At 64.2% G+C, this 23,244-nt stretch carries 16 protein-coding genes and 1 pseudogene; 6 read left to right on the top strand and 11 right to left on the bottom strand.

The window, feature by feature from the left end:
• Positions 1–137: 137 nt before the first annotated feature.
• Positions 138–1,346 carry a multidrug effflux MFS transporter gene (locus LAJ19_RS19755; protein ID WP_225524724.1) on the bottom strand — a complete coding sequence of 403 codons (1,209 nt, stop codon included), beginning with the start codon at positions 1,344–1,346 and terminating at the stop codon, positions 138–140.
• 405 nt (positions 1,347–1,751) lie between these two features.
• On the bottom strand, positions 1,752–2,177 hold the full coding sequence (locus LAJ19_RS19760; protein ID WP_225524725.1) for a hypothetical protein: 426 nt from the start codon (positions 2,175–2,177) through the stop codon (positions 1,752–1,754).
• A gap of 435 nt (positions 2,178–2,612) precedes the next feature.
• On the opposite strand from LAJ19_RS19760, the gene LAJ19_RS19765 reads away from it, so the two are divergent.
• Both LAJ19_RS19765 and LAJ19_RS19770 read left to right on the top strand, forming a co-directional pair.
• The gene (locus tag LAJ19_RS19765) at positions 2,613–3,629 is read left to right on the top strand and encodes an alpha/beta fold hydrolase (RefSeq protein WP_225524726.1); all 1,017 of its coding nucleotides are present in this window, start codon (positions 2,613–2,615) and stop codon (positions 3,627–3,629) included.
• Between the two features lie 1,058 nt (positions 3,630–4,687).
• On the top strand, positions 4,688–6,136 hold the full coding sequence (locus LAJ19_RS19770) for a replication initiator protein A (protein ID WP_225524727.1): 1,449 nt from the start codon (positions 4,688–4,690) through the stop codon (positions 6,134–6,136).
• A 28-nt stretch (positions 6,137–6,164) separates the two neighbouring features.
• On the opposite strand, the gene LAJ19_RS19775 is transcribed toward LAJ19_RS19770, so the two are convergent.
• From LAJ19_RS19775 to LAJ19_RS19795, 5 genes and pseudogenes are all read right to left on the bottom strand, one after another.
• On the bottom strand, positions 6,165–7,277 hold the full coding sequence (locus LAJ19_RS19775; protein ID WP_225524728.1) for an RNA-guided endonuclease InsQ/TnpB family protein: 1,113 nt from the start codon (positions 7,275–7,277) through the stop codon (positions 6,165–6,167).
• Positions 7,278–8,010: 733 nt separating this feature from the next.
• The gene (locus LAJ19_RS19780; protein WP_432804273.1) at positions 8,011–9,873 is read right to left on the bottom strand and encodes a pectate lyase-like domain-containing protein; all 1,863 of its coding nucleotides are present in this window, start codon (positions 9,871–9,873) and stop codon (positions 8,011–8,013) included.
• A gap of 135 nt (positions 9,874–10,008) precedes the next feature.
• Positions 10,009–10,452, bottom strand: coding sequence for a discoidin domain-containing protein (locus LAJ19_RS19785; RefSeq protein WP_432804274.1), 444 nt, complete (start codon positions 10,450–10,452; stop codon positions 10,009–10,011).
• Positions 10,426–11,304 (bottom strand): annotated as a pseudogene (locus LAJ19_RS19790) (glycoside hydrolase family protein); the annotation flags it as partial. The gene LAJ19_RS19785 and the pseudogene LAJ19_RS19790, both read right to left, overlap by 27 nt.
• Entirely contained in the window at positions 11,301–13,523 is a 2,223-nt protein-coding gene (locus LAJ19_RS19795; protein WP_225524730.1) for a discoidin domain-containing protein, read from the bottom strand. The pseudogene LAJ19_RS19790 and the gene LAJ19_RS19795, both read right to left, overlap by 4 nt.
• Positions 13,524–13,902: 379 nt before the next feature.
• Between LAJ19_RS19795 and LAJ19_RS19800 the strand changes: the two genes are divergently transcribed.
• Both LAJ19_RS19800 and LAJ19_RS19805 read left to right on the top strand, forming a co-directional pair.
• On the top strand, positions 13,903–14,868 hold the full coding sequence (locus tag LAJ19_RS19800; protein WP_255639956.1) for a LacI family DNA-binding transcriptional regulator: 966 nt from the start codon (positions 13,903–13,905) through the stop codon (positions 14,866–14,868).
• A 321-nt stretch (positions 14,869–15,189) separates the two neighbouring features.
• On the top strand, positions 15,190–15,432 hold the full coding sequence (locus LAJ19_RS19805) for an alpha-amylase family glycosyl hydrolase (RefSeq protein ID WP_432804268.1): 243 nt from the start codon (positions 15,190–15,192) through the stop codon (positions 15,430–15,432).
• A 517-nt stretch (positions 15,433–15,949) separates the two neighbouring features.
• On the opposite strand, the gene LAJ19_RS19810 is transcribed toward LAJ19_RS19805, so the two are convergent.
• The 4 genes from LAJ19_RS19810 to LAJ19_RS19825 form a co-directional block, all read right to left on the bottom strand.
• Positions 15,950–18,259, bottom strand: coding sequence for a PAS domain-containing protein (locus LAJ19_RS19810; protein WP_225524732.1), 2,310 nt, complete (start codon positions 18,257–18,259; stop codon positions 15,950–15,952).
• Between the two features lie 183 nt (positions 18,260–18,442).
• Positions 18,443–19,027 carry an LOG family protein gene (locus LAJ19_RS19815; RefSeq protein WP_225524733.1) on the bottom strand — a complete coding sequence of 195 codons (585 nt, stop codon included), beginning with the start codon at positions 19,025–19,027 and terminating at the stop codon, positions 18,443–18,445.
• A gap of 524 nt (positions 19,028–19,551) precedes the next feature.
• On the bottom strand, positions 19,552–20,454 hold the full coding sequence (locus LAJ19_RS19820; protein ID WP_225524734.1) for a ParB/RepB/Spo0J family partition protein: 903 nt from the start codon (positions 20,452–20,454) through the stop codon (positions 19,552–19,554).
• The gene (locus LAJ19_RS19825; protein ID WP_225524735.1) at positions 20,451–21,620 is read right to left on the bottom strand and encodes a type II toxin-antitoxin system prevent-host-death family antitoxin; all 1,170 of its coding nucleotides are present in this window, start codon (positions 21,618–21,620) and stop codon (positions 20,451–20,453) included. Before LAJ19_RS19825 ends, LAJ19_RS19820 begins: the two co-directional genes overlap by 4 nt.
• Positions 21,621–22,097: 477 nt before the next feature.
• Between LAJ19_RS19825 and LAJ19_RS19830 the strand changes: the two genes are divergently transcribed.
• A complete protein-coding gene (locus LAJ19_RS19830) occupies positions 22,098–22,553 on the top strand; it encodes a hypothetical protein (RefSeq protein ID WP_225524736.1) in 456 nt (151 codons plus the stop codon).
• A gap of 21 nt (positions 22,554–22,574) precedes the next feature.
• Positions 22,575–23,087, top strand: coding sequence for a hypothetical protein (locus tag LAJ19_RS19835; RefSeq protein ID WP_225524737.1), 513 nt, complete (start codon positions 22,575–22,577; stop codon positions 23,085–23,087).
• Positions 23,088–23,244 lie beyond the last annotated feature (157 nt).

Here is a 23,244-nt window from a genome sequence, read left to right on the forward strand (position 1 = left end):
GGCTCTGCTTCCTGACATGAATGACCTGCGTGTCTTCCGGCGCGGCCGCACCCTGCCCTGACGTGCGGAGCAGCGAAAGCGCCGGAGGGTGGGCCTGAGCTCACCCTCCGGGATGTCAAGTGCGGGGCCTGGTCGTTTCAGTCCTTGGGCTGCGCGCGCCGCGCGGCCAGCAGGAACACCGCAGACAAAACGGCGAACAGCGAGATGATTCCTGCAACAGGCAACACTGTTCCGTCGCTCAGGCCACTGACCAGGCCGCCTGCTGTGGCCCCGATGGCCGACTGGGTGGTGCCCTGCAGCGCAGAGGCGCTGCCCATGCGTTCACGGACATTCCCGAAGGCCAGGGCGGCCAAGTTCGGGAAGATGAACCCGATAGACGCGAGCAGGAGGAACAACACCGGCGTGAGCGTCCACACACTGATCTGCCCGCTCGTGACCACGGCGAGCAGCAGCGCCGCCATGACTACGGCCGCGAGAACGGCCGCGCGGACCACTGCGTACAGCTCGAAGCGGCGCAGAAGGGCCCGGTTCACCTGGGACGCAAGAATCAGTCCGGCCGCGTTGACGCCGAACAGCACCGCAAACAGGCCGGGCGAGACGCCCAGCGTGCCGATGTACATGAACGACGACCCGGTAAGGTAGGCGAACAGCACCCCGGCCATGCACGCCCCGGCCAGGACATACAGCATGAAAGGCGTGTTCCGGAGAAGAGCGAGGTAGTTGGTGGCGGCGTCGCGCAGGCGCGTGTCGGCCCGCTCCTGTGCAGACGACGTTTCCGGAAGCATCGTGACGGTGACCAGCATCAACACGCCGAACAGAGCCAGCAGCCAGAACAGGCCGTGCCAGCCCACGTGGGTCAGGATCAGTCCGCCCAGTGAAGGCGCAAGAATCGGCGCGACGCCCATGATCAGCATCAGGATGCTGAGTCTGTCGGCCAGCGCCTTGCCACTCCACAGGTCACGGACCACCGCGGCCGTGATGACTGCACTGGCAGACGCCCCCAGGGCCTGCAGGAAGCGCCCGGCAATCAGAACCGTGATGCTGGGCGCCAGCGCACACAGCACCCCGCCCAGCACAAAGATCGTCAAGCCGGCCAGCAGGGGAGGTTTGCGGCCGTACTTGTCGGTGAGAGGACCGTACGTGATCTGCCCCAGGGCAACACCAATGAGAAACACCGCCAGGGTGGCCTGAGCGGCGCCCGAGGAGACACTCAGGTCACGGGCAATCGTGGGCAGCCCAGGAAGGTACAGGTCAATGCTAAGCGGCATGACCGCCTGCATCAGCCCGAGAATGAGAGTGAGAAGGCCAGTGCTGATGGACAGGGACGTGCGGGTGGTCAGGCTCATGGGGATCCTTGCTGGACGACGAAACGTCCGGTGACGCTCGCCGCAGAAAGCAGACGAAAAGGAACGCGGAGGGCAGAGAAGACAGAAGGCTGGCGTGGCAGTCCCGTCGGCTCCTCCACCGCCCGACCGGCCCTGAATTGTGGCGCCTGTATGCCTGAGCCAACAGGACTGAGTTCTCAGTGTCCCCAACAGAGTTGCGCCGGCGCCGCAGGGCCTCATCCTGTAGCGTGCTGCGGAGAGGACCGTCCAGGTCCGGCGCGCGGCGCGCCCCGACTCTTCGCCGGCCACACGCGGGCGACCCCTGCCCGGCGCGCCGTCAGTGCAAGGGGCGGAGTGCTGGCCAGGCGCACAAACGCTGGCAGGCACAACCCGCGCCCCGGCAGCGCAGGAAATGAGCCTCCGAACTTAAGCCACGTCTGTGCCGTGCACGTCGGAGTTTCCCAGACCAAGCCGGCGCAGGTCACCGGGCAGGCGCGCCCGGACCCACCAGCCGTGGGCCCACACCACCACGCCCATCACCGCGACGGTCCAGAGAACCAGCCAGTCATCGGCGGGGCGGACCGCGCCATCCAGCGCCCAAAGCAGGGGGAACCCCAGAGTCAGACCACCCAGCCAGTGCGCCAGCATGCCGGCCGCCACGCCGGTGAGCCAGGAGGAGACGGGCAGACGCAGGATGGTCGCGTGACGCTGCAGAATCCGCCGGTGCACGCCACGAAGAGGTTCAGGCAAGGCCTGCACGTGTTCGGCCACCTGCAGCGTCCACGCCATCGTCCCGCGGCCCCGCTGACGGAGCAGCGTCACCGTGTGTTCAGGGTCGCCCGGCCGCGTCATCGTGTTCAGAGTAGACCGCGCCGCGCCGCGGCGTGCCGCCGCATGCCTGAATTTCTGGACAGCACCTGAGTGATGGGCACCCACCAGCGCCAGAGGGGGAATCAGGCCCCGAGCGTGAACGGCCAGCGGACCCCCAAAGGCGTCCGGAAGGGTCCCTGGACTGCCCAGGGAACACCAGCGCGGACCAGTGAACCGACACCCGGTACGGCAGCGTGTGCGTCGGCTGAACTGCGTTGCCAGCGGCACGCGCCCTTCAGGGGAGTCCCGGGGCAGGCCGACCAGACGCGTCCGGCCCCTGGACCCACTGGGCCTGGCCAGCACGGGCCGCTCCGAAGCGCCGGGCCAGCGGGCTTCGCCGCGCAGCGGCCCGGCGGCGTAAGGTAGGCCCATGACCCAAGACCAGAGTTGTGCCGCCGTCAGGCGCGTGGGGACCCCTTGACGTCCTGGCCCGTTCAGGAGGGCGTATTTGCACTGGGTGACTTTCAGGCGGAGCGCGGCGGCGTCATCGTGGACGCCCGACTGGCCTGGCAGACGCACGGCACCCTGAATGCCGCGCGGGATAACGTCATCGTCTATCCCTGCAGCTACACCGCGACCCATGAAGGTCAGCGCTGGTTGATCGGCCCGGACGGCGTTCTCGACCCGGACCGGTGGTTCATCGTTATTCCCGACATGTTCTCCGACGGGCTCTCTTCGGGCGCGGCGGACACTCCCGGGTACCCGCCACTGGTCACTCTGCGGGACAATGTCCTTGCCCAGTCCAGGCTGCTTGAGGAGGTTTTCGGTATCGAGCAGATCGCCGCGGTGTACGGGTTCTCGATGGGCGCCATGCAGGCCTACCACTGGGCCGCGCTGTTTCCTGAACGGGTGCAGCGCGCCGTGGTGGTTTGCGGCAGCGCGCGGACCGCTCTGCACAACCAGGTATTTCTTTCCGGACTGCTGAGGACCCTGGAGGCCGCGCCGGAGCACCTCGGCCACGGGCGGTTTGCTGAAGAACCCCGCGCGGCCCTCAAGGCGTTCGGGCATATCTACGCCGCCTGGGGCCTCAGTCAGGACTTCTACCGCGCGGAACTGTTCCGCACCGTGCTGGGTTACCCCGACCTGGAATCCTACCTGCAGGCGGAGTGGGTGGAGGGTTTCGGCCGGTGCCGGGCGGCGAACCTGTACGCTCAGGCGATGAGCTGGCTGCACGGCGACATCAGCGCCAACACCCTGTACGGCGGGGACCTGCGCCGGGCCCTGCGGGGCATTCAGGCGCGGGTTCTGCTGATGCCCAGTGAAACGGACCTGTATTTCCGGGTGGCTGACAATGCCGCGGAGCTGACGGACCTCCACGCCGGATCATTACGGCCGATTCCTGGTATCTGGGGTCACCGGGCAGGGAGCCCCGCAGGCCTTACGGAGGAACTGGCCTTCTTGAAGCGTGCCGTGCGTGACTGGCTGAATACCTGAACAGCCGCAGTGACCCACTGGGGGTTGACATTATGCCCGGCCCGTCAGTTCGGCCGCTGATCCCGCCGGCTGCCCTCCGCCGCGTCATGCGCCGTGTCGTCTGATGCGGAACCCCCAGCCGTCAGGGCCTCGTCGGGACTTCACATTGCCGAACCTGGGCGAACTGGCCACGCCGAAGAGTCTGCCGCCCTCAGCAGGCAGCAGCGCAGCCATTCGTGCAGGCGGCGTACACCCGGCGGGACCCACTGCCCTGGTCCCTCAGGTGGGGGAACGTTCCTCGGGGAGGAAAACGCTCCGGCGGATGCGGAACCAGGGCGGTGGCTGCTGGCTGGAACTCCGCAGGAAAGCTCAGGTCCATACGAGGGTCATGCGGCTGGGCATGCGTGGTTGGCCTCACGCGCTTGACAGCCATCACTCTGGGCGGCGAACAGGCACCCCGTGAACCGTTGCTCCCGCCAGGAGCCCGGTGACGTGAAGTTCAGAACCATTTGGAGTGAAGGCAGTTGGGCCAAAGGGGCAGGCCCGATTTACTCGGCAGGTTCGCTGGGGTAGACCGACAGGATTTCGACTGACACATCATTCTCTTTCCCCTTGCTCCTGCCGAGTAAATCGGATGCCGCTCGGCGAAAAGCCCGATTTACTCGGTCGGTCGCGTCAGTTATCCACAGACCAGCCCCGATTTACTCGGCTGGTTGTGCGAGAATGACACCCGATTTACTCGGTCGGTTGCGTCAGTTATCCACAGGCCAGGCCCGATTTACCCGGTTGGTTGTGCGGTGGTAATACCCGATTTACTCGGCCGGTCTGGCGATAATGAGCCCGATTTACTCGGCCGGTTTCCCGATTTACTCGGCAGGTTGCCGTCAGTTATCCACAGGGAAAGCCCGATTTACTCGGCAGATTGCTCGGAAAAACATCCTCCTGGACGCATTCATCCCCATTCGCTTGTTGTTGTTGTTTCATCAATCTTCTTCCTTTTAAAAACAAACAAACAGAACAACACGTCAACGGGAGCAAGGAGCGCACTCTGCTACAGTGCGGACGAGGTCCCCTGACGCATGCCCCGCTCCAAACAGAAGGCGACGGTGCAACCCACTCAGCCCGGCGAGATCGAACGCTTTGACGAAGCGAACTCAGCGCGGCTGGGACTGATCTGCGTTCAGGAACGGATCCCGAGCGACTACACCCGCTGGGACCAGGAATGGACCGTCGAGGGCCGCACCGCCCGACTGACCTGCATCTCCCCCAGTGAGTACGGCGGCGTGCCCCACGGCCTGGACGGAGATTTCGCGACCACCCTGAACCTGATGTACCTCGAGCAGGGCGCTCCGGAATCCGGGGAGGTGAACACCACCGCCTATCAACTGCTGAGCAAATCCGGCTTTCCGGACAGCGGCCAGTACTACCAGGCGCTTCAGGAGTCGCTTGACCGCCTGAAAGGTGCCACGTACACCGCCAGCGAATCCTGGCGGGACAAACGGTACGACCGGTGGACCACCGTGAAGTTCAACATCATCGAACAGATTGACGCGGACACCGCCGCCGGCATGGCCTTCGGCTCCGGCACAATTCTGAAGATCCGGCTGGCCCGTCCCGTGGTGCAGAGTCTGCGCGCCCAATACGTTAAACCGCTGGACATGACCTTCGTGCAGAGCCTGAACCGGGCGTTGACCCGCAGCCTCTACCGCATTCTGGACGCCCGCCGGTACGACCCGGTGCACCTGAACGAACCCGTTACCACGCTGCGCCTCCCGCTGCAGCAGTGGGCGCGCGAGTGCAAGCTGCTCGAGTCCATGCCCGCACGCATCAAGCGCAACCTTGACAGCGCGCATCAGGAACTGATTGACCGTGGGTACCTGCGGACCGTGACCTACGAAGGTACCCGGGCGAACACCATCATCGTCTATGAGTTCGGGGACATTCAGATCAACCCGCCGGCACCCGAGCCGAGTCTGCAGGTGATTGCCGACCCACCCCTCGTCGAGGCACTCTGCCGCGAAGGTGTCGTGCCCCCTGTCGCCCGCAAACTCGTGCAGCACTTTGGTGACGTGCAGGTCACTGCTCGCCTGGAGACCTTTCACGCCCTGCTGCGCGACGGGTACACGCCCAAAAAGCGTTCGGCGCTCCTGGTGGACGTCATCAAAGACGATTCAGGCAAATACGCCGGCGTCGCCACGCCGACCCGCACCGCCCCCACGGCAGCACCCGGGCGCGAGGCGCCTCTTCCCTCCCCTGCCGACGACACCCAGGAGGCCGACGAGCTTACCGACCGAATGCACGCTGCCTTTCTGGCGCTGCCTCGGGAGGAACAGGCTGCGCGCGCTGTCACCCAGGTTCGCATGTTCGTCGGACGTGAACTGCGCGAAACCCACCTGCGGGGACTGCTCGCGGCGATGCTCGCCGGCGAGACTGATCCGTATGCTGTGCAGCGTGAAGTGATTCGTGCTGCCAGTGAACTGAGACTGCCTGAATTTGCTCAGCAGCTCCGGGACGCATACGACAGTTGACTCTCCCACGGATGAATCCGTGGGAGAGTCAGTGAACGCTTGCGCTGAGCGCTACGTTGACCACTGACGGGCAAGGCCTGCCCAGGATGTTCAGAGCGGCGTTCCAATCGGCATTCGCCGTGTGGCCGCAACTCTGACACACAAACCGCGATTGACTGACCCGGTTCGCCTTGCAGGTATGGCCGCAGTTGTGGCGCGCCTGCGAGGTGGAGCGGGGGTCTACGGCAATCACTGTCCGAGCGGCGCTTGCAGCCTTCTGGGACAGGAGAGAAAAGAACTGACCCCATCCGACATCGGGGATAGACCGGGCCATATTCCCCCTGCCCATCCCCGATACGTTCAGGTCTTCGTGCGCCACCAAATCGTTCTCCCGAATCAACTTGGCGGCGGTCTTGTGGTGGAAGTCGAGGCGCTGACGGCTGACCTTGCGGTGCAACTTCGCAACCGCACCCTTCGCCTTCTTGCGTCGCTCTGAACCGCGCTTCTTGCGGCTGAGGGAACGGTGCTTCACGCGCAGCTTCGCCATGCTCGACTTGAAATAGCGTGGATTCTCGGTGAACTCCCCATCGGAGGTGATGCAGAAATATGTGGTCCCCACGTCCACGCCCACCGCCGACCCGGTAGCCGGAAGCGGCTGGGCTTCTACTTCGCAGACGTAGCTGACGTACCACGCCCCGCAGTCCCGCGTGATGGTGGCCGTCTTGATCTTGCCTTCCAGCGGTCTGCTGAGCCTGAGTCGGATGTTGCCGATTTTGGAGAAGTAGGCCACGTCGCCCGTCACGCTGAAACCAGACTGCGGGTAGCAGATGGAGTCGTACCAACCTGCCCCCTTGAAGGTGGGGTAGCCCGGCGTCTGTCCTGCCTTCACGCGGCGAAAGAATGCCTTGAACGCCTTCTCCAGCCGCTTGAGAACGTCCTGAAGCACTTGGCTGTAGACGCCTTTGTACTCGGGCAACGCCTCTTTGATCTCGCTGAGGTACTTCATCTGATCGTAGGCCGTGATCGTCTTCCCGGCCTTCCGGTAGGCGTCCCGGCGCTCCTGAAGAGCCGCGTTGTACAGGTTGCGGCAGAGCCTCAGTTGCTCCAGCAGCGCGGCCTCCTGAGCCTTGGTGGGGCGCAGACGGAAGCGGAACGCTTTCATGTGCGTGGTACTTTGTATGGGCGTCACCTCCTTTGAAGGTGTCTGCCACGCTCCCGGCTGCTCTAACAGCGTGGGGTCAGTGCCGTTCCAGCATAGTACGCGGCGGCGCTTTCGCTTCAGACATAAGCATCAGCCCGGCCTCCCTTGCGGGAGGCGTGGGTTCTGCAGCCCACGGTTTTAACCGTGGGCTTTCCACCCACACCCTTTTCTGTAACAGGCCCGGTCCACTTTCGGTCCGGGCCGAGGCGTTGGACGGCCGGGTTGAACGTTTCTGAGCGTTGAGCCTGAGTGGGTGCTGCAGCGCTTCAGGCCAGGGGAGCGCCGCTGCGCGTGAGCGGCCTCCCCCCGTATGGCGCAGCCGGTGGCTCAGGCAGGACAGTGGAGATCCAGGATTCGTGCGTGCCGACCGGGTATGTCTGGGTCCGCCCTCGCCGGTGGCAATTGAGCTGACTGTCGAACTGCTGCCAGGCCTGTCAGTGCAAATCCAGGGAAGCGCCGCGGGCTTCTGGAAATGGACCGGGCGTGCCCAAACTTCAGGTGGCGTCCGTCGCTCTGCGGTCTGCGCGGGTGACAGACCTCTGGCGCATCGTGGTGCCGGGCGGCTGCGCGCCATGCAGGCGGGCGCGTCCGCGATGACGCCTGAGGGGCAGCAGGGGCGGTGAGCGTTCCACGCTCACCGCCCTCTCGCCTGACCGGGCTGTGTTACCCGGTCTGAGGCCCACTGATTGTGCCCTCAGGGCGCCGGATAGTCCGCGATATAGACCGGCTGGCCAATCCTGGACGTGTCCGCGGGGCCTCCAACGCCGTTGACCACATGGTTGATCGTGCCTGCGCTCAGGTTGACCGTCATGATGTGGTGCAGCTGCACCCCGGGCGTGGCCGGCGCTTCGAAGCCGTTTTCCGTCTGAATAGCCGGGTTGTTCTGGTTGAAGACGTACACCCCGCCGCCGTACAGACGGTGTGACCTGACTGTATCGGCCACCTTATAGCCAGCCCACCCCAGGGTGCGGCCGTTCATCCAGTCGGCCTGGGTGGGGGGATCGTAGGGCAGTTCGTTCTGGTACAGGACGGTGGTGCCGTGGTCTCCATTCCAGACGGTGTTGTATTCCTGGTAGTGCTCCACGAACAGGCCGGTGGCGGTGACGTGGTCGCCGTTGATCACTGCGCCGTTGCGGCCCACGTTGGTGCTCCAGCGTTCGGTGTCGCCTGAGAAGCCTTCGGCGCCGTGGTCCGCGCGCCACACCCAGGCGTGGTCTATGAGCACGTGATCGCTGTTCACTTCCAGGCTGATGTCCGCCTTGCCGACGTGCGGCCCCCCAACCCGGAAGTAGACGTCACTGAGGGTGGTGGGGTTGGCCGGGTCGGTGGTCCGGGCCCCGTGGTTCCCGTTTCTCGTGCCCACCTGGAGCAGGGCCGGTGACTCTGTGGGGCCGGCATCGATGGTGACGCCGGCGATGATCACGCCCGGCACGTCTGCGACCGTGAGCGGCACTGCGCCGTCAACGGCGGTCAGGGTCGCGTGGCCCAGGCCCAGGACCACGGTGCCTGCGCGCTTGACGGCGATGCTTTTGTTCACGTCGTAGAGGCCAGGTGTGAGCAGCAGATGCTTGCCCCGAGCCAGCTGGGCATTGATGGTCTGCACCGAGTCTGCCGGGGTCGCCACGAAGAAGTCGCTGAGGGGCAGGGTCTGCCCCGACGTCAGACCGGCGGACCAGCTCACGCCGCGGGTGTCGCGCTGCGCCGCCGGCACCCGCACCTGATAGGCCCCCTGGTCGTTCACGAAGAGATAGGGTTTTTCCCGGCTGAGTGGCGTCCGGTCAAGGGTGGTGTACGGCGGGTTGGGAAAGCCGGCCTCGGCGGGAGCGCCTTCAACGCCGGAGAACACCTGGTTCCACACGCCGTTGGACCACTGCGTGACGCTGCTGTTGCGCGTGAGCCACTGCTGCTGTGAGCCGTTGATGACAGTCTCTGCTTTGCTGTCGGCCAGGAAGCCGCCGCTGGCGTACTGCGGCCCGGCCGTGCAGTAGTCCATCAGGGACAGGTTGCCGCCGTTCACCTGCACGCGGCGCAGCGACGAGGCCTGCGACACGGCCCAGAAGTTTGCGGAGCTGCGGCAGCCGTCCTGACCGGCTGCGTTGACATGGATGCTCAGGTTGGACACGGTTCGCCAGAAGTTCACCAGGGCCAGGCAGTTGCTGGTGCCGTTACCGTCCAGGCAGCGGTTGTAGACCTCCACTTTGCCGTTGATCACCACGTCCCCAGGAGACGCGCCCAGTCCGGCGACTTCGGTGTAGTACCCCACTTTGATCTGCAGTGGCTGGCTGGCGGTCCCGTAGACGCCGGGTTTGAACAGCAGCGCGTAGCGCTGCGGGCCCATCTCGTTGTTGACCTGCTGGGCGTGAATGGCGTCCACCCTGGCCTGAATCTCGGCCACGGGCATGCTCGGGTCGAACAGGGTGACGTTGGCGCCCAGCCCCTCTGGCGTGACGCGGCTTCCCTGGGCCCGCAGGGCCTGGTCTTCGCTGCTGGCAGTCACGGGCGGGAGAGGTTGTCCGCAGGCGCTGAGGGCCACCGTCAGGCCGGCGAGCAGGGTCATGGCCCGGTGTTTCAGCTGGGCGGGGGCGCGGGTGGATGAACGAACGCGGGGGGGGTAACTCATGGCTCTCCTTGGTGAATGGAACGGTGGATGGGCAGGCAGGGCGGCGGGGCGGCTGGCCCCGTCCGGGAGGGGTCAGGGGGTGGCGAACACCTGAAGTTCGAACAGCGAGTAGCCGTAGCTCGTTCCGCGCTGGGTCCCGTAGAGCCGGACGTACCGGCCGCTGCCACTCACGTCCAGGGTCTGTGTGCCGCCGGTGCCCGTGGACGTGCGGTAGATGGTGGTCCAGGTGGCAGCGTCGTTGGACACCTGCAGTTCGAAGGCGCGCCCGTACGCGGCTTCCCACTGCACCGTGACCCGGCACAGCGTCCGCGTCTGGCCCAGGTCCACCTGCAGCCACTGCGGGTCCGTCCAGGCGCTGGACCAGCGGGTGGCACTCTGGCCGTCAACGGCGGCGCTGGCCGGCGTGCCGGCCTGCTCGGTGGACGAGGCGGCGGCCGGCCGGCCCTGGGCCAGGTTGGTGGCGCCGCACGCGCCCGTGGCGCCGGCGAACGGCAGGGACAGGTAGTAGCGGCCCAGTTCCGTCAGTTGTCCGGTGGGTCCCAGCAGGCTGATGAAGTGCGTGTCGTTGCTCCAGCGGCCGGTGAACCAGGCGTAGCGGAAGACGTCGGCGCGGTTTTCCAGGGTCGCCACCATGTCGGCCATCTGCGCTTTCTGCTTGGCGAGCGTGTCGATCTGCGCACCGTCGTTGCTGCTGTGCCAGTTGGAGAACTCCGTGACCCAGAAGGGCTTGCCGTACTTTTTCAGGCGGTCAAGCTGCCCGGCCAGGCCGTAGTCGTACCAGTGGAACGCGAGGTAATCGATGCGCGGGTCGCGGCCGTTGCGGCTGCGGTAGGCCGAGTAGAAGGCGTCCAGCCAGACGACTGGGTCGGCGTAACTGGCCATGGTGCCCCAGTTCATGGCCGGGCCGACCAGTTTCACGCCTGTATTGGCTGCGATGCGCTCGTAGCGCGGCCACAGGTCTGCCGCCTGGCTGGGCGTCATGTTGGCCTGATCGGTGAGGTTCGGCTCATTCAGCACCAGCAGGTACCGCACAGAGGGCGTGGCCTTGAGCTGACTCTCGATCCTGGCGTCATCGAAGGTGCCGTTCCACAGCATGGGCATGAAGTCCATGCCGGCGCGCGTGGCGTCGTCTGCAGGTACGGCGCTGCTGGGCTGGGGGCTCCAGTTGTACCACCAGCTCACGCCGGGGGCGAGGGCCGTCAGGTCCGCGCTGCTGGTCAGGTCGTACGCAACGCCCCGCTTGGGGCTTTTACTGAGGGCCAGCGGCTGCACGGGCAGGGCGGTTGAGGCTGGCTGGCGCCCGCAGGCCGAGAGAATCAGGCTCAGGCCTGTCAGCACTGCTGCCCGCCGCACGCCAGCGGCCTTCATGGGTAGTTCACCAGGGAACTGGGGGCCGTGTTCGTGCCTGGGATGGGCACGGCCGCGCCCGCGTCATTGATGATGCGGTTAATGCCGCCCTGGTTGTTCAGCGAGACCGTCACCATGTTGTGGAACTTCACTCCGGGTACCCGTGGGACCTCGATGGCGCGGTCAGCGCGGACGGCCGGATTCACGTTGAAGTAGACGTAACTGCCCAGGCCCCAGGCTTCATGGTTGGTCACCGCGTCGCTGACTTTATAGGCGGCGTACCCGTTGGCGCCGCTGCGCCAGGTGGCCTGGTCGGGCACGTCGTAGGGTTTTTCATTCTGGAAGAAGATGGTCCGGCCGTTCTCACCGTTCCAGATCACCTCGTACTTCTGGTAGTGCTCCACGAACAGGCCCGTGGCCAGCACGTTGTGACCGTTGACGATCAGGCCGGTTTCGGCGGTGTTGATGGTCCAGCCGGTGGGGGCGTTGCCGTGGTCCGCCCGCCAGGCCCAGATGTGGTCGATGAGCGTGTGGTCGCTGTGCACGATCAGGCTGTTGGTGGCCTTGCCGGCCACGGCACCACCGATGCGGAAGAAGACGTCCTGCACGGAGCTGGGGTTGGCCGCGTGGTTGATGTGCGAGCCCGCGGCGCCGACGGTCAGCAGCGACGGGCTGTTCGTGGTGCCGGCGTCGAACAGCAATCCCGCGATCCGGACCCCGTCGACGTCCGCCACCTGCATGGGCACCACGCCGCCGTCGGGAATCAGGCTGGGCAGGCCCAGGCCCAGAACCACCGTGCCGGCCCGGGTGACGTTGATGGTCTCGTTGATGTGGTACACGCCCGGGGTGAAGAACAGGTTGAGTCCCTGGCGCAGCGCCTGGTTGAGGGTGGCGGCGCTGTCGGTGGGCCGGGCCACGTAGAACTGGCTCATGGGGATGGAGGTGCCTGGCGTGTTGGGCCAGGTGGCGCCCGCCGCGTTGGTTCTCAGGTTCGGCACGAAGACGCGGTATTTGCCGGTCGCGTCGATGTACAGGTAGGGCTTATCCCGGGAGACGGGTGTGGTGGCCAGGGTGGTGTGGGGCGGGTTGGGAAACGCCTGCGGCGGCGCGCCCTGCACGCCGGAGAAGACCATGTTCCACACGCCGCCGTCCCATCCCGCGATGGTGCTGTCACGGGTGTACCACTGCTGCTGCGAGCCGGAGACCACCCGCCCGTCCACGCGGCTTTCGGCCAGGTAACCGCCACTGGCGTAGCCCTGGCCGTAGTCCATGTTGGACGGCCCCAGCGCCAGTGCGCCGCGGATGTGCACCCGCCGCATGGGGGCGGCCTGGGACACGGCCCAGCGGGTGGTGCCGCCGGTCGGCACCACGGCGAGGTTCTCGGCTGAGCGCCAGAAGTTCTGTGTGGCGTTGCTGGTGTCGCCGTAGTTCCACCCGCTGTCCACGTTGATGTTGGCGTTGCTGCCCTGGAAGGTCACGTCATCCGGGTTCAGTCCGAGTCCCTGCACCGAGGTGTAGAAGCCGATATTCGCAAAATTGTTGTACGTGCCGGGCTTGAACAGGAAGGCGAAGCGCTGGGCACCGAACTGCGCGGTGGGGCTGCGCAGCTGACTGTTAAACGCACTGTCGAGCTTCTGCTGAATGGTAGCCTGGGCGTCTGCGGGGCTGAAGATGGTCACGTTCGGGCCGAAGTCAGGGGTGTCCGATGTGGGGAGCAATGAGCCTGTGGCGAACACCTGAAGCTCGAACAGGGAGTAGCCGTAGCTGGTGGCGCGCTGGGTGCCGTACACGCGGACATACCGGCCGTTCGTGGCAGTGGCCGGGGTGATGGTCTGGGTGCCGCCTGTTCCGGTGGTGGTGCTGTAAATCTGGGTCCAGGTGGAACGGTTGTCTGAGACTTCGACCCTGAAGGCCTTCCCGTAGGCCGCTTCCCACTGGAGGGTCACCTGACAGATGCTCTGTGCTGCGCCCAGATCCACCTCAATCCACTGCGGATCGCTCCAGGCACTTGACCAGCGGGTGCCCGGATTGCCGTCTACGGCGAAGCGGGCGTCCAGGGTGCTGGCGTTCTCCGTGGAGGACGCCGAGGCTGCCTTGCCCTGCGCGACGTTGGTGGTGCCGCAGCCGGCGATAGCCTGGGAGGACAGGGTCGGGCTGGTGGGCGGCGGCACGCTGCGTTCGGTGCCACAGGCACCCAGGGCCACAGTCAGGCTGGCCAGCAGAGCGGCGGTTTTTTTCATCACAGACCTCCAGAGTCACGCGGCGGGGCCGAACCCTGCAGGCGCACAGCGTCTGCAGGGCACGGGCAGGAAAACGGAAGTGAGGGAGCCGGGAGATGCTCCGCGCGGGATCATGTTTGTAGCGCTATAATAATTGATCTGAATGGCCGGGCGGCTTGGGCCAGCGGCCGACAGGGCAGAGACACCTCCTGAACGGGAGCAGGACAGCGCACGAAGAATTGTGTGTTGACTCCATAAATGTAGCGCTATAATGAGCAGCGCGCAAGGGGTACCCCTGGCAGAATAAAGGTGCCTTCACGTTCTCCGGAGAGATATGTCGCACAGAGACCCCGCTTCCCTCACCCTTCAAGATGTTGCGCTGCGCGCCGGTGTGTCCCCCATGACTGTCTCCAATGTCATCAACGGCAAGAGTGGCGTGCGCCCTGCCACCCGCCAGCGGGTGCTCGACGCAATCGCCGAAACGGGGTACCGCGTCAACGTCACGGCACGCACCCTGGCCGGGGGCCGCAACCGCATGATCAGCGTCTTTACCCCTCAACTCAATCGCCCCTACGCCGCTGAGGTCGTCCAGGGCGCCGCTGAGGCGGCCGAGCGTCTGAACTACGACCTCGTGGTCATGATGCAGGCCCCGCACAGCGCCTCAGACTTCTCCATGATGACGCGGCTGTCGGTGGGCGCGCTGCTGATTCAGCCCTCACCCGAATGGGTACGGGGGGACCTGCCGCCTCACGTCGTCAGTGTGGACGGTCCCTCGGCCCACCCCCTGACCGTCGACAACTACGGCGGCGCCTGCCGGGCTATGCAGCATCTGCTGGCGCTGGGCCACACCCGGATCGGCTTTGTCAGCGGACTGGACGCCGAGCCGGAACTCCGCGGCGAAGGTCATGAGCGCAATGACGCCCACGAGCGCTTTCGTGGCTACCGCGACAGCCTGCATGCCGCAGGACTCCCGGTCCGCCCGGAGTACACCGCCCACGGGGACTTCACCAAGGCCAGTGGGGAACGGGCAGCGTGGCAACTCCTGCACCTTCCCGACCCCCCCACGGCCCTGTTCGTCTCAGGAGATGCCATGGCCCTGGGCGCGGTCCACGTTGCCCAGGACCTCGGGCTGCACATTCCAGGTAACCTGTCAGTGGTGGGCTTCGACGACCTGCCGCTGGCCGGCCTTTCGCGGCCAGGGCTCACCACCGTCCGCCAGCCTCTGCCCACCATGGGCGCAGTGGCCGTGCAGATGCTCGCCGCTCTGGCCGAAAGCCAGGCCTGTCCCCTCCCTGCTCCTTTCCCAACCGAGCTCATCGTGCGGGAATCTACTGGCGCACCCCCCACCCGGCCGCCCCATCTGTAAGTTTCAGGCGACAACGCCGTGGACTCCAGGAAGGTGTAGGAACGCCCGGACGCCTGCCCACGCCGCGATCACTGTGCTCAGCTCAGCCTGCCGCAGTCACGATTGCGGCGGCCTCCCTGCACCCACGGCCTGACACGCAGAAGTGCAGTGCACCCCACGAAAGTGTAAGTTGACGTCATGCTGGTTTCTGGCAGCTGGATGAGGCAATGGCAGGACCTCGGGTCTCATGGCTGGCAGCGGTCAGTGCACTCTGGGAGACAGAGGAGGCAATGCACGCGGCGCCTCACATGACACCCGACCTGTAAACGCTCACAGTCGGATTTGACCCGATTTGATGACGACCACCACGACCGGGTAGAGTCCGCCAAGCTTCTTGCCACGTTCCTTCACACCCTCCAGGGCACGCCCTGCATTGACCAGGGGAACGAGATCGGCACGACGAACGTGGGGTTCAGCAGCATTGAGGACGACCGGGAGGTCGACACGCTGAACTTCTGCCGCGAGCAGGTGCCCGAGCAGGGCCACTCACCTGCCGAAACACTAGTCATGCAGAGAGCTCTATAGGGAGAATTGGGTGAGCCGCGCGCCACGTGGATGAGGATGTGGTGGCCGTTCTTTTCGGCTCGCGCCTCGCCCTGCAGGTCTGACATGCGGCAGCTTGCTCTTCGTGCAGTGGCGCAGGGTGCAGGCCTTGGCCGCTCTCCCCTGCTGGCCTTCACCGCGTTCCTACGGGGAACGTACGGTTTCGCCGCACCCGCCAGACCTTCAAGGCCCCTTGACAGGTCCTGTTTCCAGCGGGGCTGCCCGTCCTATGCCCGGAGAGCCACAGTGGGCGGGCTGCCGAGCAACGCGCTCCCACGTAAACGGCGGGAAATTTCATTTCCTTCAGATGGATGTGGAATTCTTCGCTGCCTTTAAGCGCAGGGGCCGGGGAGGCGCCGCGGCAGGATGTTGCCTCCCATCAAGTCAGGTTCGCGCGGTTCAGTCTGTGAACGGGCGCTTCGCCCAGCCGAGCGGTTCAGCACCGGGGTGGTGTGGAGCATGCGCTGCTCCGGACGTCTGGCCGGTCAGACGGCGGCGTTCAGCTGGGGACGGCCCGCGGGAACCGGACAATAAATGTGGTGCCTACCCCAACCTCAGTGTTCACGTCCACCTCACCGCCAAAGTGTCCGGTGATGATGTCATAGATGATCGAAAGGCCCAGCCCGGTTCCTTTACCCACGTCTTTGGTTGTAAACAGAGGGTCAAAGATCCGTGGGAGAACGTGAGCAGGAATCCCCGTCCCGGTGTCCTCAATGTGCAGGACGATCCAGTCGTTCTGCACGTCGAACCTCAGGGTGACGCTACACCGGGTGCGGCCACTGTCCTCGCACGCGTGAACAGCATTGACCACCAGGTTCGTCACAATCTGGGTAAACCGGCCTGGTTCGCCGTGCACCACCACCGGCCCTTTCGCCCGTTCGAGCAGCAGGTCCACCTTCGCAGTGCGGGCCTGATGCGCAATCATCGCCAAAGTATCGCCCGCAAGCTTGTACGCGTCGAAGTCCTGTGCGCCGCTCACCTGGTCACGCGTGTGACCGCGCATGTTGCGGATGAACTCCCCGATACGCGCCGCGGCGCGGTCAGCGTCGGCCACGGCCTGCAGCAGGTCGCGGGCAATTTCAAGATGATCGTCAGGCGTCACGGTGGGCACAGTGACTGAATCGCGGTACTCACCCGCCAGCGCCTTCGCCTCATGCAGAGCGTTCATCACCGCGGCCAGCGGCGTGTTGATTTCATGCGCGAGACCGGCGGTGAGACGCCCGAGGCTGGCCAGTTTCTCAGTGGACAGCAGGCGCGCCTGACTGGCCTGCAGCGCCAGTTCAGCAGCCCGGCGCTCGCTGATATCCCGCTCAATGCTCAGCATCAGATCCCGCCCGCTGATGTTCACGAGCGCCAGGTGAATCTCGACTGGATAGCGCGTACCGTCTTTACGCTGATGCGTGGCCTCAAAGTGAAGGCGGCCACTGGCCATCAGGCGCCGGCGGAAGTCGTCGTTTGCCTGCGGGTCGGCGAGCAGCGCCGCGGCCTCCTCGTCCGGCAGGGTGAGGTAGGTGCTGCGGCCGACCAGCTCCTCGCGCGTGTACCCATTCATGCGGGCAGCCACCTCATTGCACGCGACAATGGGCATGTCACCCTCGACGTCCACCAGCAGAATCGCGTCGGGTGAATGCTCGAACAGCGCCTCGAACGTGTTCCTGCTCTCGGTCAGGGCCTGCTCGGACGCCACCCGTTCGGTAACGTCGCGCGCGTTAATGACCACGCCGCGCACGTGGGGGTCAGCGAGCCGGTTGGTCGCCACCCATTCCAGCCAACGGTGCTCGCCGTTCTTGTGGCGGATGGGGCTGGTGTACGCGCGGGTGGCTCCGGGACCGCCGGTAATTGCCTCTCGAAACACGGCACGGACCTCCAGGTGAAGGTCGGCGCGCATGAAACTCAGGACGTCCATCCCCAGGACGGCGTCCGCGTTGTATCCAAGGATGGTTTCAAGTGACGGACTCACGTAGCTGAGCCGCCCAGCCCGGTTCACCACGGTCACCATGTCGGTGCTGTGCTGCACAAGCGCGCGGAACCGGCTCTCAGAGGCGTCGCGCGCCGCGTGCGCTGCTTTCCGGTCGGTGACGTCCTGGGCAATCACCAGAATCACCTCTTCACCCTCAAGTTCAAGCTGCTCTGTGAACAGGGTGACGTCCCGGAAGGTGCGGGATGGAAAATGCAACAGGCGCGTTTCGAAGTCCCGTACAGCGCCGCCACGTTCCATGCGCCGCACCATCTCGTCCCGGTCGGCGAGATCCGCCCACGGGTTAACAGTGTCGTTGGTGCTGCCGACGAACTCCCCGTGGCTCAGGCCGATAATCTGCAGGAAGGCGTCGTTACATTCCAGCACCCGGCCGCCGCGCAGGCCGGTCAGCACGATCCCCACCGGACTGGTGCTGAAGACCTTTGCGAAGCGGTCAAGGGCGGCCTGCAGGTGCCCTTCCGTGTTCTTCTGTTCAGTGATGTCCATCATGATGCCGCCCAGCCGAACGACGCGGCCTTGTTCAAACAACGGGGTGATGTGGTCACGGATCCAGACGACGCGGCCATCCGCTGCGCGGAAGCGGTACTCCACCTCGTAAGGTCGGGCGAGTTTGAGTTTCCGCTCGGTTTGATCAACGACACGGGCGAGGTCGTCCGGATGGACGAGGTTTTCCCAAAATTGAGTGGCACCCTCCCATGTTTCAGGGGCGTACCCGAGAATCGCCTGCATCTGGGCAGACGCGTAGGTGGTACTGCGGGACTGGAGGTCCGCTTCCCAGATCACGCCATTGATGAGTTGAAGCAGATCGGCGAGGCGGGCAGTGCTGTTCATGTGGGACAGTCTCCAGGGGGCATACCTGGACTGTAGGGGCAGCCGTCTTGCATCGAGCTGACGGCAGGTGTGTGTAAAGCCCTGCGTTGGTGTCACGGTAGAGCCAGCGTGAACCAACCTCCACGCCACACCTGGAGTCCAGGCCAGGAGCCTGGACTCTCAGTACTTTGGCGGCAGGGTGACTTATGTCCGGTCAGTCAGCAGGCCACCTGTCGGTGAGAGGCTCTGTAGAACGTCCAGAAGAACTGCTGCCTCGTCCCTTACGGTGATGTACGTTTCGGGCGCTGAGCCAATCATTTCGTCCTGGTAACCGCGCTGCAGAAAACGCAACAGCTGGTCAAAATAGCCCTCGGTGTTCAGGAGGCCGTGTGCTTTGCGCTGCAGGTCCAGCTGCGTCCAGGTGAGCGTCTCAAAGAACTCTTCCAGCGTGCCCAGTCCACCAGGCAGTGCGACGAATGCATCAGCGCGTTCTGCCATGAGGGCTTTGCGCGCATGCATGCTGGGCACGACCACCATTTCGGTAAGGCCCTGATGCGCCACCTCACGCTCAACGAGAAACTCCGGCATGACCCCGATCACGTGGCCCCCTGCGCTGAGAGCTGCGTCTGCCACTGCGCCCATCAGGCCTGTCCTCCCACCTCCGTAGACCAAGGTCAGGCCGCGGCGCGCCACCTCAAGGCCCAGCGCGGCGGCGGCGTGTATGTACACTGGCGCAACACCACCGCGGGCACCACAAAAAACAGCAACCTTGCTGATGTATTCAGACATCTTTTCCTCCGTTCATCTGTAGGGCACTGCCCTGTGGCAGATTTACCGGCCGGGCATGATCGATGGCGTTGGATCAGCCGGCCCCAAAAGGCTCGGTGCGCCTTATGGACTTGCAGAGCTCTACAGCAGAGCCGCCTTCTCCACGGAACCTGCGGCACGTCAAGGTGATGACATGCGATGTCGCGGCAGCTTGCAGCAATGATACGGCCTGCTCCTGTCGCTTTAGGAGGCAAGTTCACGGCTCCCACCAACCTGGCTGGGAATTGCACAATTCCCAACCCTGCAAGTTGGCCTTACCCTCAATGCGGACAGCGCGGGGATAACTGAAGATACGCAGGTGCTCAACCGTGCCCTGAAGGCAGACATGTCAGAGCTTAGACGCTTCGAAGAGGTCCAGGCGAGGCAACGAAACGTGTTGGTTCGCTCTGGAGGAGCACTTTGACTTTTGACCTTCTTTCTTCTGAGCTTCAAAATAAACCGGCTGGGAATTGTGCAATTCCCAGCCGGAAGAGTGAGGGACGGCTTCAGGTCAATAAAGCAGAAAGCTGGGCCAGCAGCGACTTCACGCGAACCTTTTTTGCAGGTGGCAGCTGATCGAGGGTGTCTGGCGTCAGTTGACGGCGAACTGCCTTCAGCTGAGCATCCGTAATTCCGGAGGGTCGGCCAGGTGTGAGGGCTGCGATGCGTCCCCGCAACGCTTCAAAACTCAGGCCCAGCTCGAGAACCTCGTTCAACAGGGCTTCCTGGTACTCCTGCGGTGCCCGGGCCAGCAGCACGGCTTTGCTGTAGGGCAACCGGCCAGCTTGCATCACTCGCAACAGAGTTTCGGGCAGATCCAGGATGGCAAGCCCGTTCGACACGAAAGAGGTCCATTTCTCACTTCCAACGAGCCGGAAGAGGCTTTCCACCTGCTGAACCTTCTCGGGATCCTCGCCAGGATGCTTCCGCAGTCTGCGCAGTCGCGTTTTAGCCTCTGGTTCACTAACCTTCCAGGCTGCGGCGATCAGTCGAAGTTTCGAGCTCACGTCCTCATATCGGTCGAGGTCACGGCGCTGAAGATTCTCGATCAGGGCCAGCTGGTCCGCTTCAGTATCACTACATGGGTGTACGCGCACTGGAACACTGGTCAGGGCGGCAAGCTGTGCTGCGCGGAGGCGGCGCTCACCGGCAATGACTTCGAACTGGCCGTCACTGGCGGGCCGGACCAGCAGGGGCTGCAGGATGCCTTTTGCCCGGATGCTGTCGGCCAGTTCATTCAGGGCTGTTTCGTCGAAAAACCGCCGGGGCTGATTCCGTCGGGCCGCCAGGACTGACAGCGGCAGTTCTGTCGGCTCTGCTTCTGCAACGGCAGAAACGCGGCTGGCCAGTTGAATGTTCCCGACCAGGCCCATCAGCGCGGCGCTGCTGTCTTTTTTCCGGCTGCTCATGCCGGCACCGCAAGGTAACCCAGAATCTGTCGAACGGCAGCCTGGACTTCCTGCCGGGCCTCGCTGCCGGGTGCGAAAGCCCCCACCGGCTGCTTTGCGACCTGGCACTCATCGTAGATGGCGGGGCGGGATTTGATAGGACCGCTGATGTTGGGGAGCAATGCCACGGCCGCTTCCTGAGCGGCTTTCGAATGGTTGGTGCTGCCGCGCTGGGTAATGAGATGCGACAGGATGTTAAGACCTGGGTTGTACTCACGGTAGGTGTTCACCATGTCATGCACGGTTTTGACGGCGCTCAGCCCCTTGTTGCGGCTGCTGACCGGAATGATCACCTCATGGCACGCGAACAGAGCGATCAACACCGGTTTCCCAAGGGTTGGAGGCGTATCGATCAGGATAAAATCATAAGTTCCAGCTTCCACCACAGGACGCAGCGCTTTTTTAAGCCGGTCAACTCCGCCCAGGTCCATTCCGGTCAGCATCGCTTCAATCCTGGCAAGTTCAAGGCCTGAGGGAATCAGGTCCAGACCGTGCACATGATGCACTGCAGGAAGTGGAAGGCCATTGACCAGTGCGTCGAACATGGTGACGCTGCTTTCGTCCTCTGGATCGACGCCCAGCCAGTCTGTGAGGTTGGCCTGCGGATCGAGGTCAATCAGAAGAACCCGGTGGCCAACCGCCGCAAGTTCATAGCCGATATCGCGGCAACTGGAGGTTTTTCCCACACCGCCGGCGTGGCTGAAGAAAGTAATGATCGTGGTTTTGCGCATGGAGGCTCCAGGAGGAAGAGTCGCGGCGGGCGTGGAAGGGGGCCGCTTCAGTCGGGCCAGGTCACTGACGGGAACCAGCGCGGCAACAGGTTCGTCGTAGCGCAGGATGACTGTCCGGGTGCCACCGGCCATGACTGGCAGGACTGTGCCCCGCAGGTCAGCCCGCACCGTGTGGCTGGGCACCCGCGGCGCTGTGGACAGCGCGAGAGGGTCAAGGACTGTGAGTTCTGACAGGGGTACGATCGCGACGAGAGGATTGTCGTGGTGGGTAATAATGACACGGTGGCTATGACGTTCGACCTGGCGCAGGACGCCTTTCCACTGTGCGCGGGCGTCACTGACGCTGACCTGCGCCAGCAGTGGAACGTCAGGGGAGGGGAGAGGCGGCTTAGGCATCGTTTGTACGGAATGTACATTCTGTACGATTTTAAGTCAAACAGCACTTGAATCCCTGGCCGTGCGAGAGCGCCTGGAACCTGCACGCTAACCGTACTGCCTAAGGACGTAGGCGCAGGCATGACAGGCGCATTAAGGCAAGTTCTGGTCATTCTCAGACGAAGCAGGGTTGTCAGCGCGACGTGGTGAGCAGACCCCAGGCAGTATTCTGAACCCTGATATAACAACCGCTTCACGCTAATGGACATGCTCACTGTTAATCCGGCACCGTTAATCCGGTTGCGACATTCTGCCTGTCCGGTCTCCCCAGCGCAGCGAGCGGGCGTTATGCAAGAGGCTGCACCCTCAGTACCCGACAGTTTCTGTAGGGGTTGAAAAACCGCGAGTGACACGCGAGAACAGTGTGCGTCTCCCGATATCCTGGCCAAACTGACCCGCTGCTTCACCGCGCACTTTCCGGAGTTCCGCAAGAACCAGGTGGAGCTGCTGTCGCTGATGGTGCTCGCGCTGCTTCAGGCCAAAGATGTCCGGCACGCTGAACTCGCGGCGCGCTTCTCTGGACGCGCGCAGACCAACTCGGTGATTCGCCGCGTGGAGCGCTTTTTTGATCGCCATCCACTGTGTCCCGCCGATGTAGCCCATGTCGTCTTGGCGCTGCTCCCACAGACGCGGCCTCGCGAGTTCATCATCGACCGTACGAACTGGAAATACGGTCAGACGGACGTGAACGTCCTGATGCTGGCGGTCATGTGGCGCGGTGTGGCGGTCCCCTTGCTGTACGCGCTGCTGCCCCACGGGGGCAGCAGCGATACGGCGGTGCGACACATCCTGATGGATGACGCGCTGTGCCTGCTCAGGGCGTCGCAGCTTCGCGTGTTGTACACCGATCGTGAAGTTATCGGGCACGACTGGATCCAGGAGTTGGCGCAATAGGGCATTCCGATCTGTGTGCGCTTGCGACGCGACAGCCCAATGGACGAGTGGTCTGCTCAGGACTGGCTGGGCCGTCTGCAGACCGGCAGTGCCGGTCTGCTGGTCGAGCACGTCGAGGTCTACGGGCAGCCGATGAACGTCGTGTTGACGTTCACGCCGGACGGAGACGCCCTGATCATTGCCAGCAACACCGGCGCCGTGACCGCCATTCAGGCGCAGTATCGTCATCGCTTCCGGGTCGAGTGCCTGTTCCGAGCGCTCAAAAGCAAAGGGTTCAAATTGGAGAGCACGCCTATGACGCTCCACGATCACGTGGAGCGCCTCCTGTGCTTGCTGACCCTAACCGACGTCTGGTGCGTGCTGGTGGGCATCCCCGAGATCTGCCCGAACAAACAGCATGGTCGCCGGGCCTGGAGCGTCGTGACGCTGGGCTTACGGGCCCTGGTTCGCGCCATCAGCCGGAAGGTTGATCACGAAGAGGTGCCCCTCCTACGACTGATTGACCTGTTCATGCCGTCCAAGACGCACAGCTGAGAAACTGTCGGGTACTGAGGGCTGCACCACGGCAGGTGGGCGGCATAAGGTTTCAAACGCACTTGTTGGCTTGCAGTAAGGCATTGTCTGTAAGTGAGGTTTGCACACAGCCCATGTGGTCAAGTGCCCGCTAGGGAGAGCATCATGACAATCGCCG

Origin of the sequence: Deinococcus taeanensis (genome assembly GCF_020229735.1) — a bacterium.
Lineage (GTDB): Bacteria > Deinococcota > Deinococci > Deinococcales > Deinococcaceae > Deinococcus > Deinococcus taeanensis.

Excerpts from the sequence above, each read along its gene's own strand:
- LAJ19_RS19815 (WP_225524733.1), bottom strand. The coding sequence starts at position 19,027 with ATGTCTGAATACATCAGCAAGGTTGCTGTTTTTTGTGGTGCCCGCGGT.
- LAJ19_RS19795 (WP_225524730.1), bottom strand. The coding sequence starts at position 13,523 with ATGAAAAAAACCGCCGCTCTGCTGGCCAGCCTGACTGTGGCCCTGGGT.
- LAJ19_RS19800 (WP_255639956.1), top strand. The coding sequence starts at position 13,903 with ATGACTGTCTCCAATGTCATCAACGGCAAGAGTGGCGTGCGCCCTGCC.
- LAJ19_RS19770 (WP_225524727.1), top strand. The coding sequence starts at position 4,688 with ATGCCCCGCTCCAAACAGAAGGCGACGGTGCAACCCACTCAGCCCGGC.
- LAJ19_RS19820 (WP_225524734.1), bottom strand. The coding sequence starts at position 20,454 with ATGAGCAGCCGGAAAAAAGACAGCAGCGCCGCGCTGATGGGCCTGGTC.
- LAJ19_RS19810 (WP_225524732.1), bottom strand. The coding sequence starts at position 18,259 with ATGAACAGCACTGCCCGCCTCGCCGATCTGCTTCAACTCATCAATGGC.
- LAJ19_RS19760 (WP_225524725.1), bottom strand. The coding sequence starts at position 2,177 with ATGACGCGGCCGGGCGACCCTGAACACACGGTGACGCTGCTCCGTCAG.
- LAJ19_RS19780 (WP_432804273.1), bottom strand. The coding sequence starts at position 9,873 with ATGACCCTGCTCGCCGGCCTGACGGTGGCCCTCAGCGCCTGCGGACAA.
- LAJ19_RS19825 (WP_225524735.1), bottom strand. The coding sequence starts at position 21,620 with ATGCCTAAGCCGCCTCTCCCCTCCCCTGACGTTCCACTGCTGGCGCAG.
- LAJ19_RS19775 (WP_225524728.1), bottom strand. The coding sequence starts at position 7,277 with ATGAAAGCGTTCCGCTTCCGTCTGCGCCCCACCAAGGCTCAGGAGGCC.
- LAJ19_RS19755 (WP_225524724.1), bottom strand. The coding sequence starts at position 1,346 with ATGAGCCTGACCACCCGCACGTCCCTGTCCATCAGCACTGGCCTTCTC.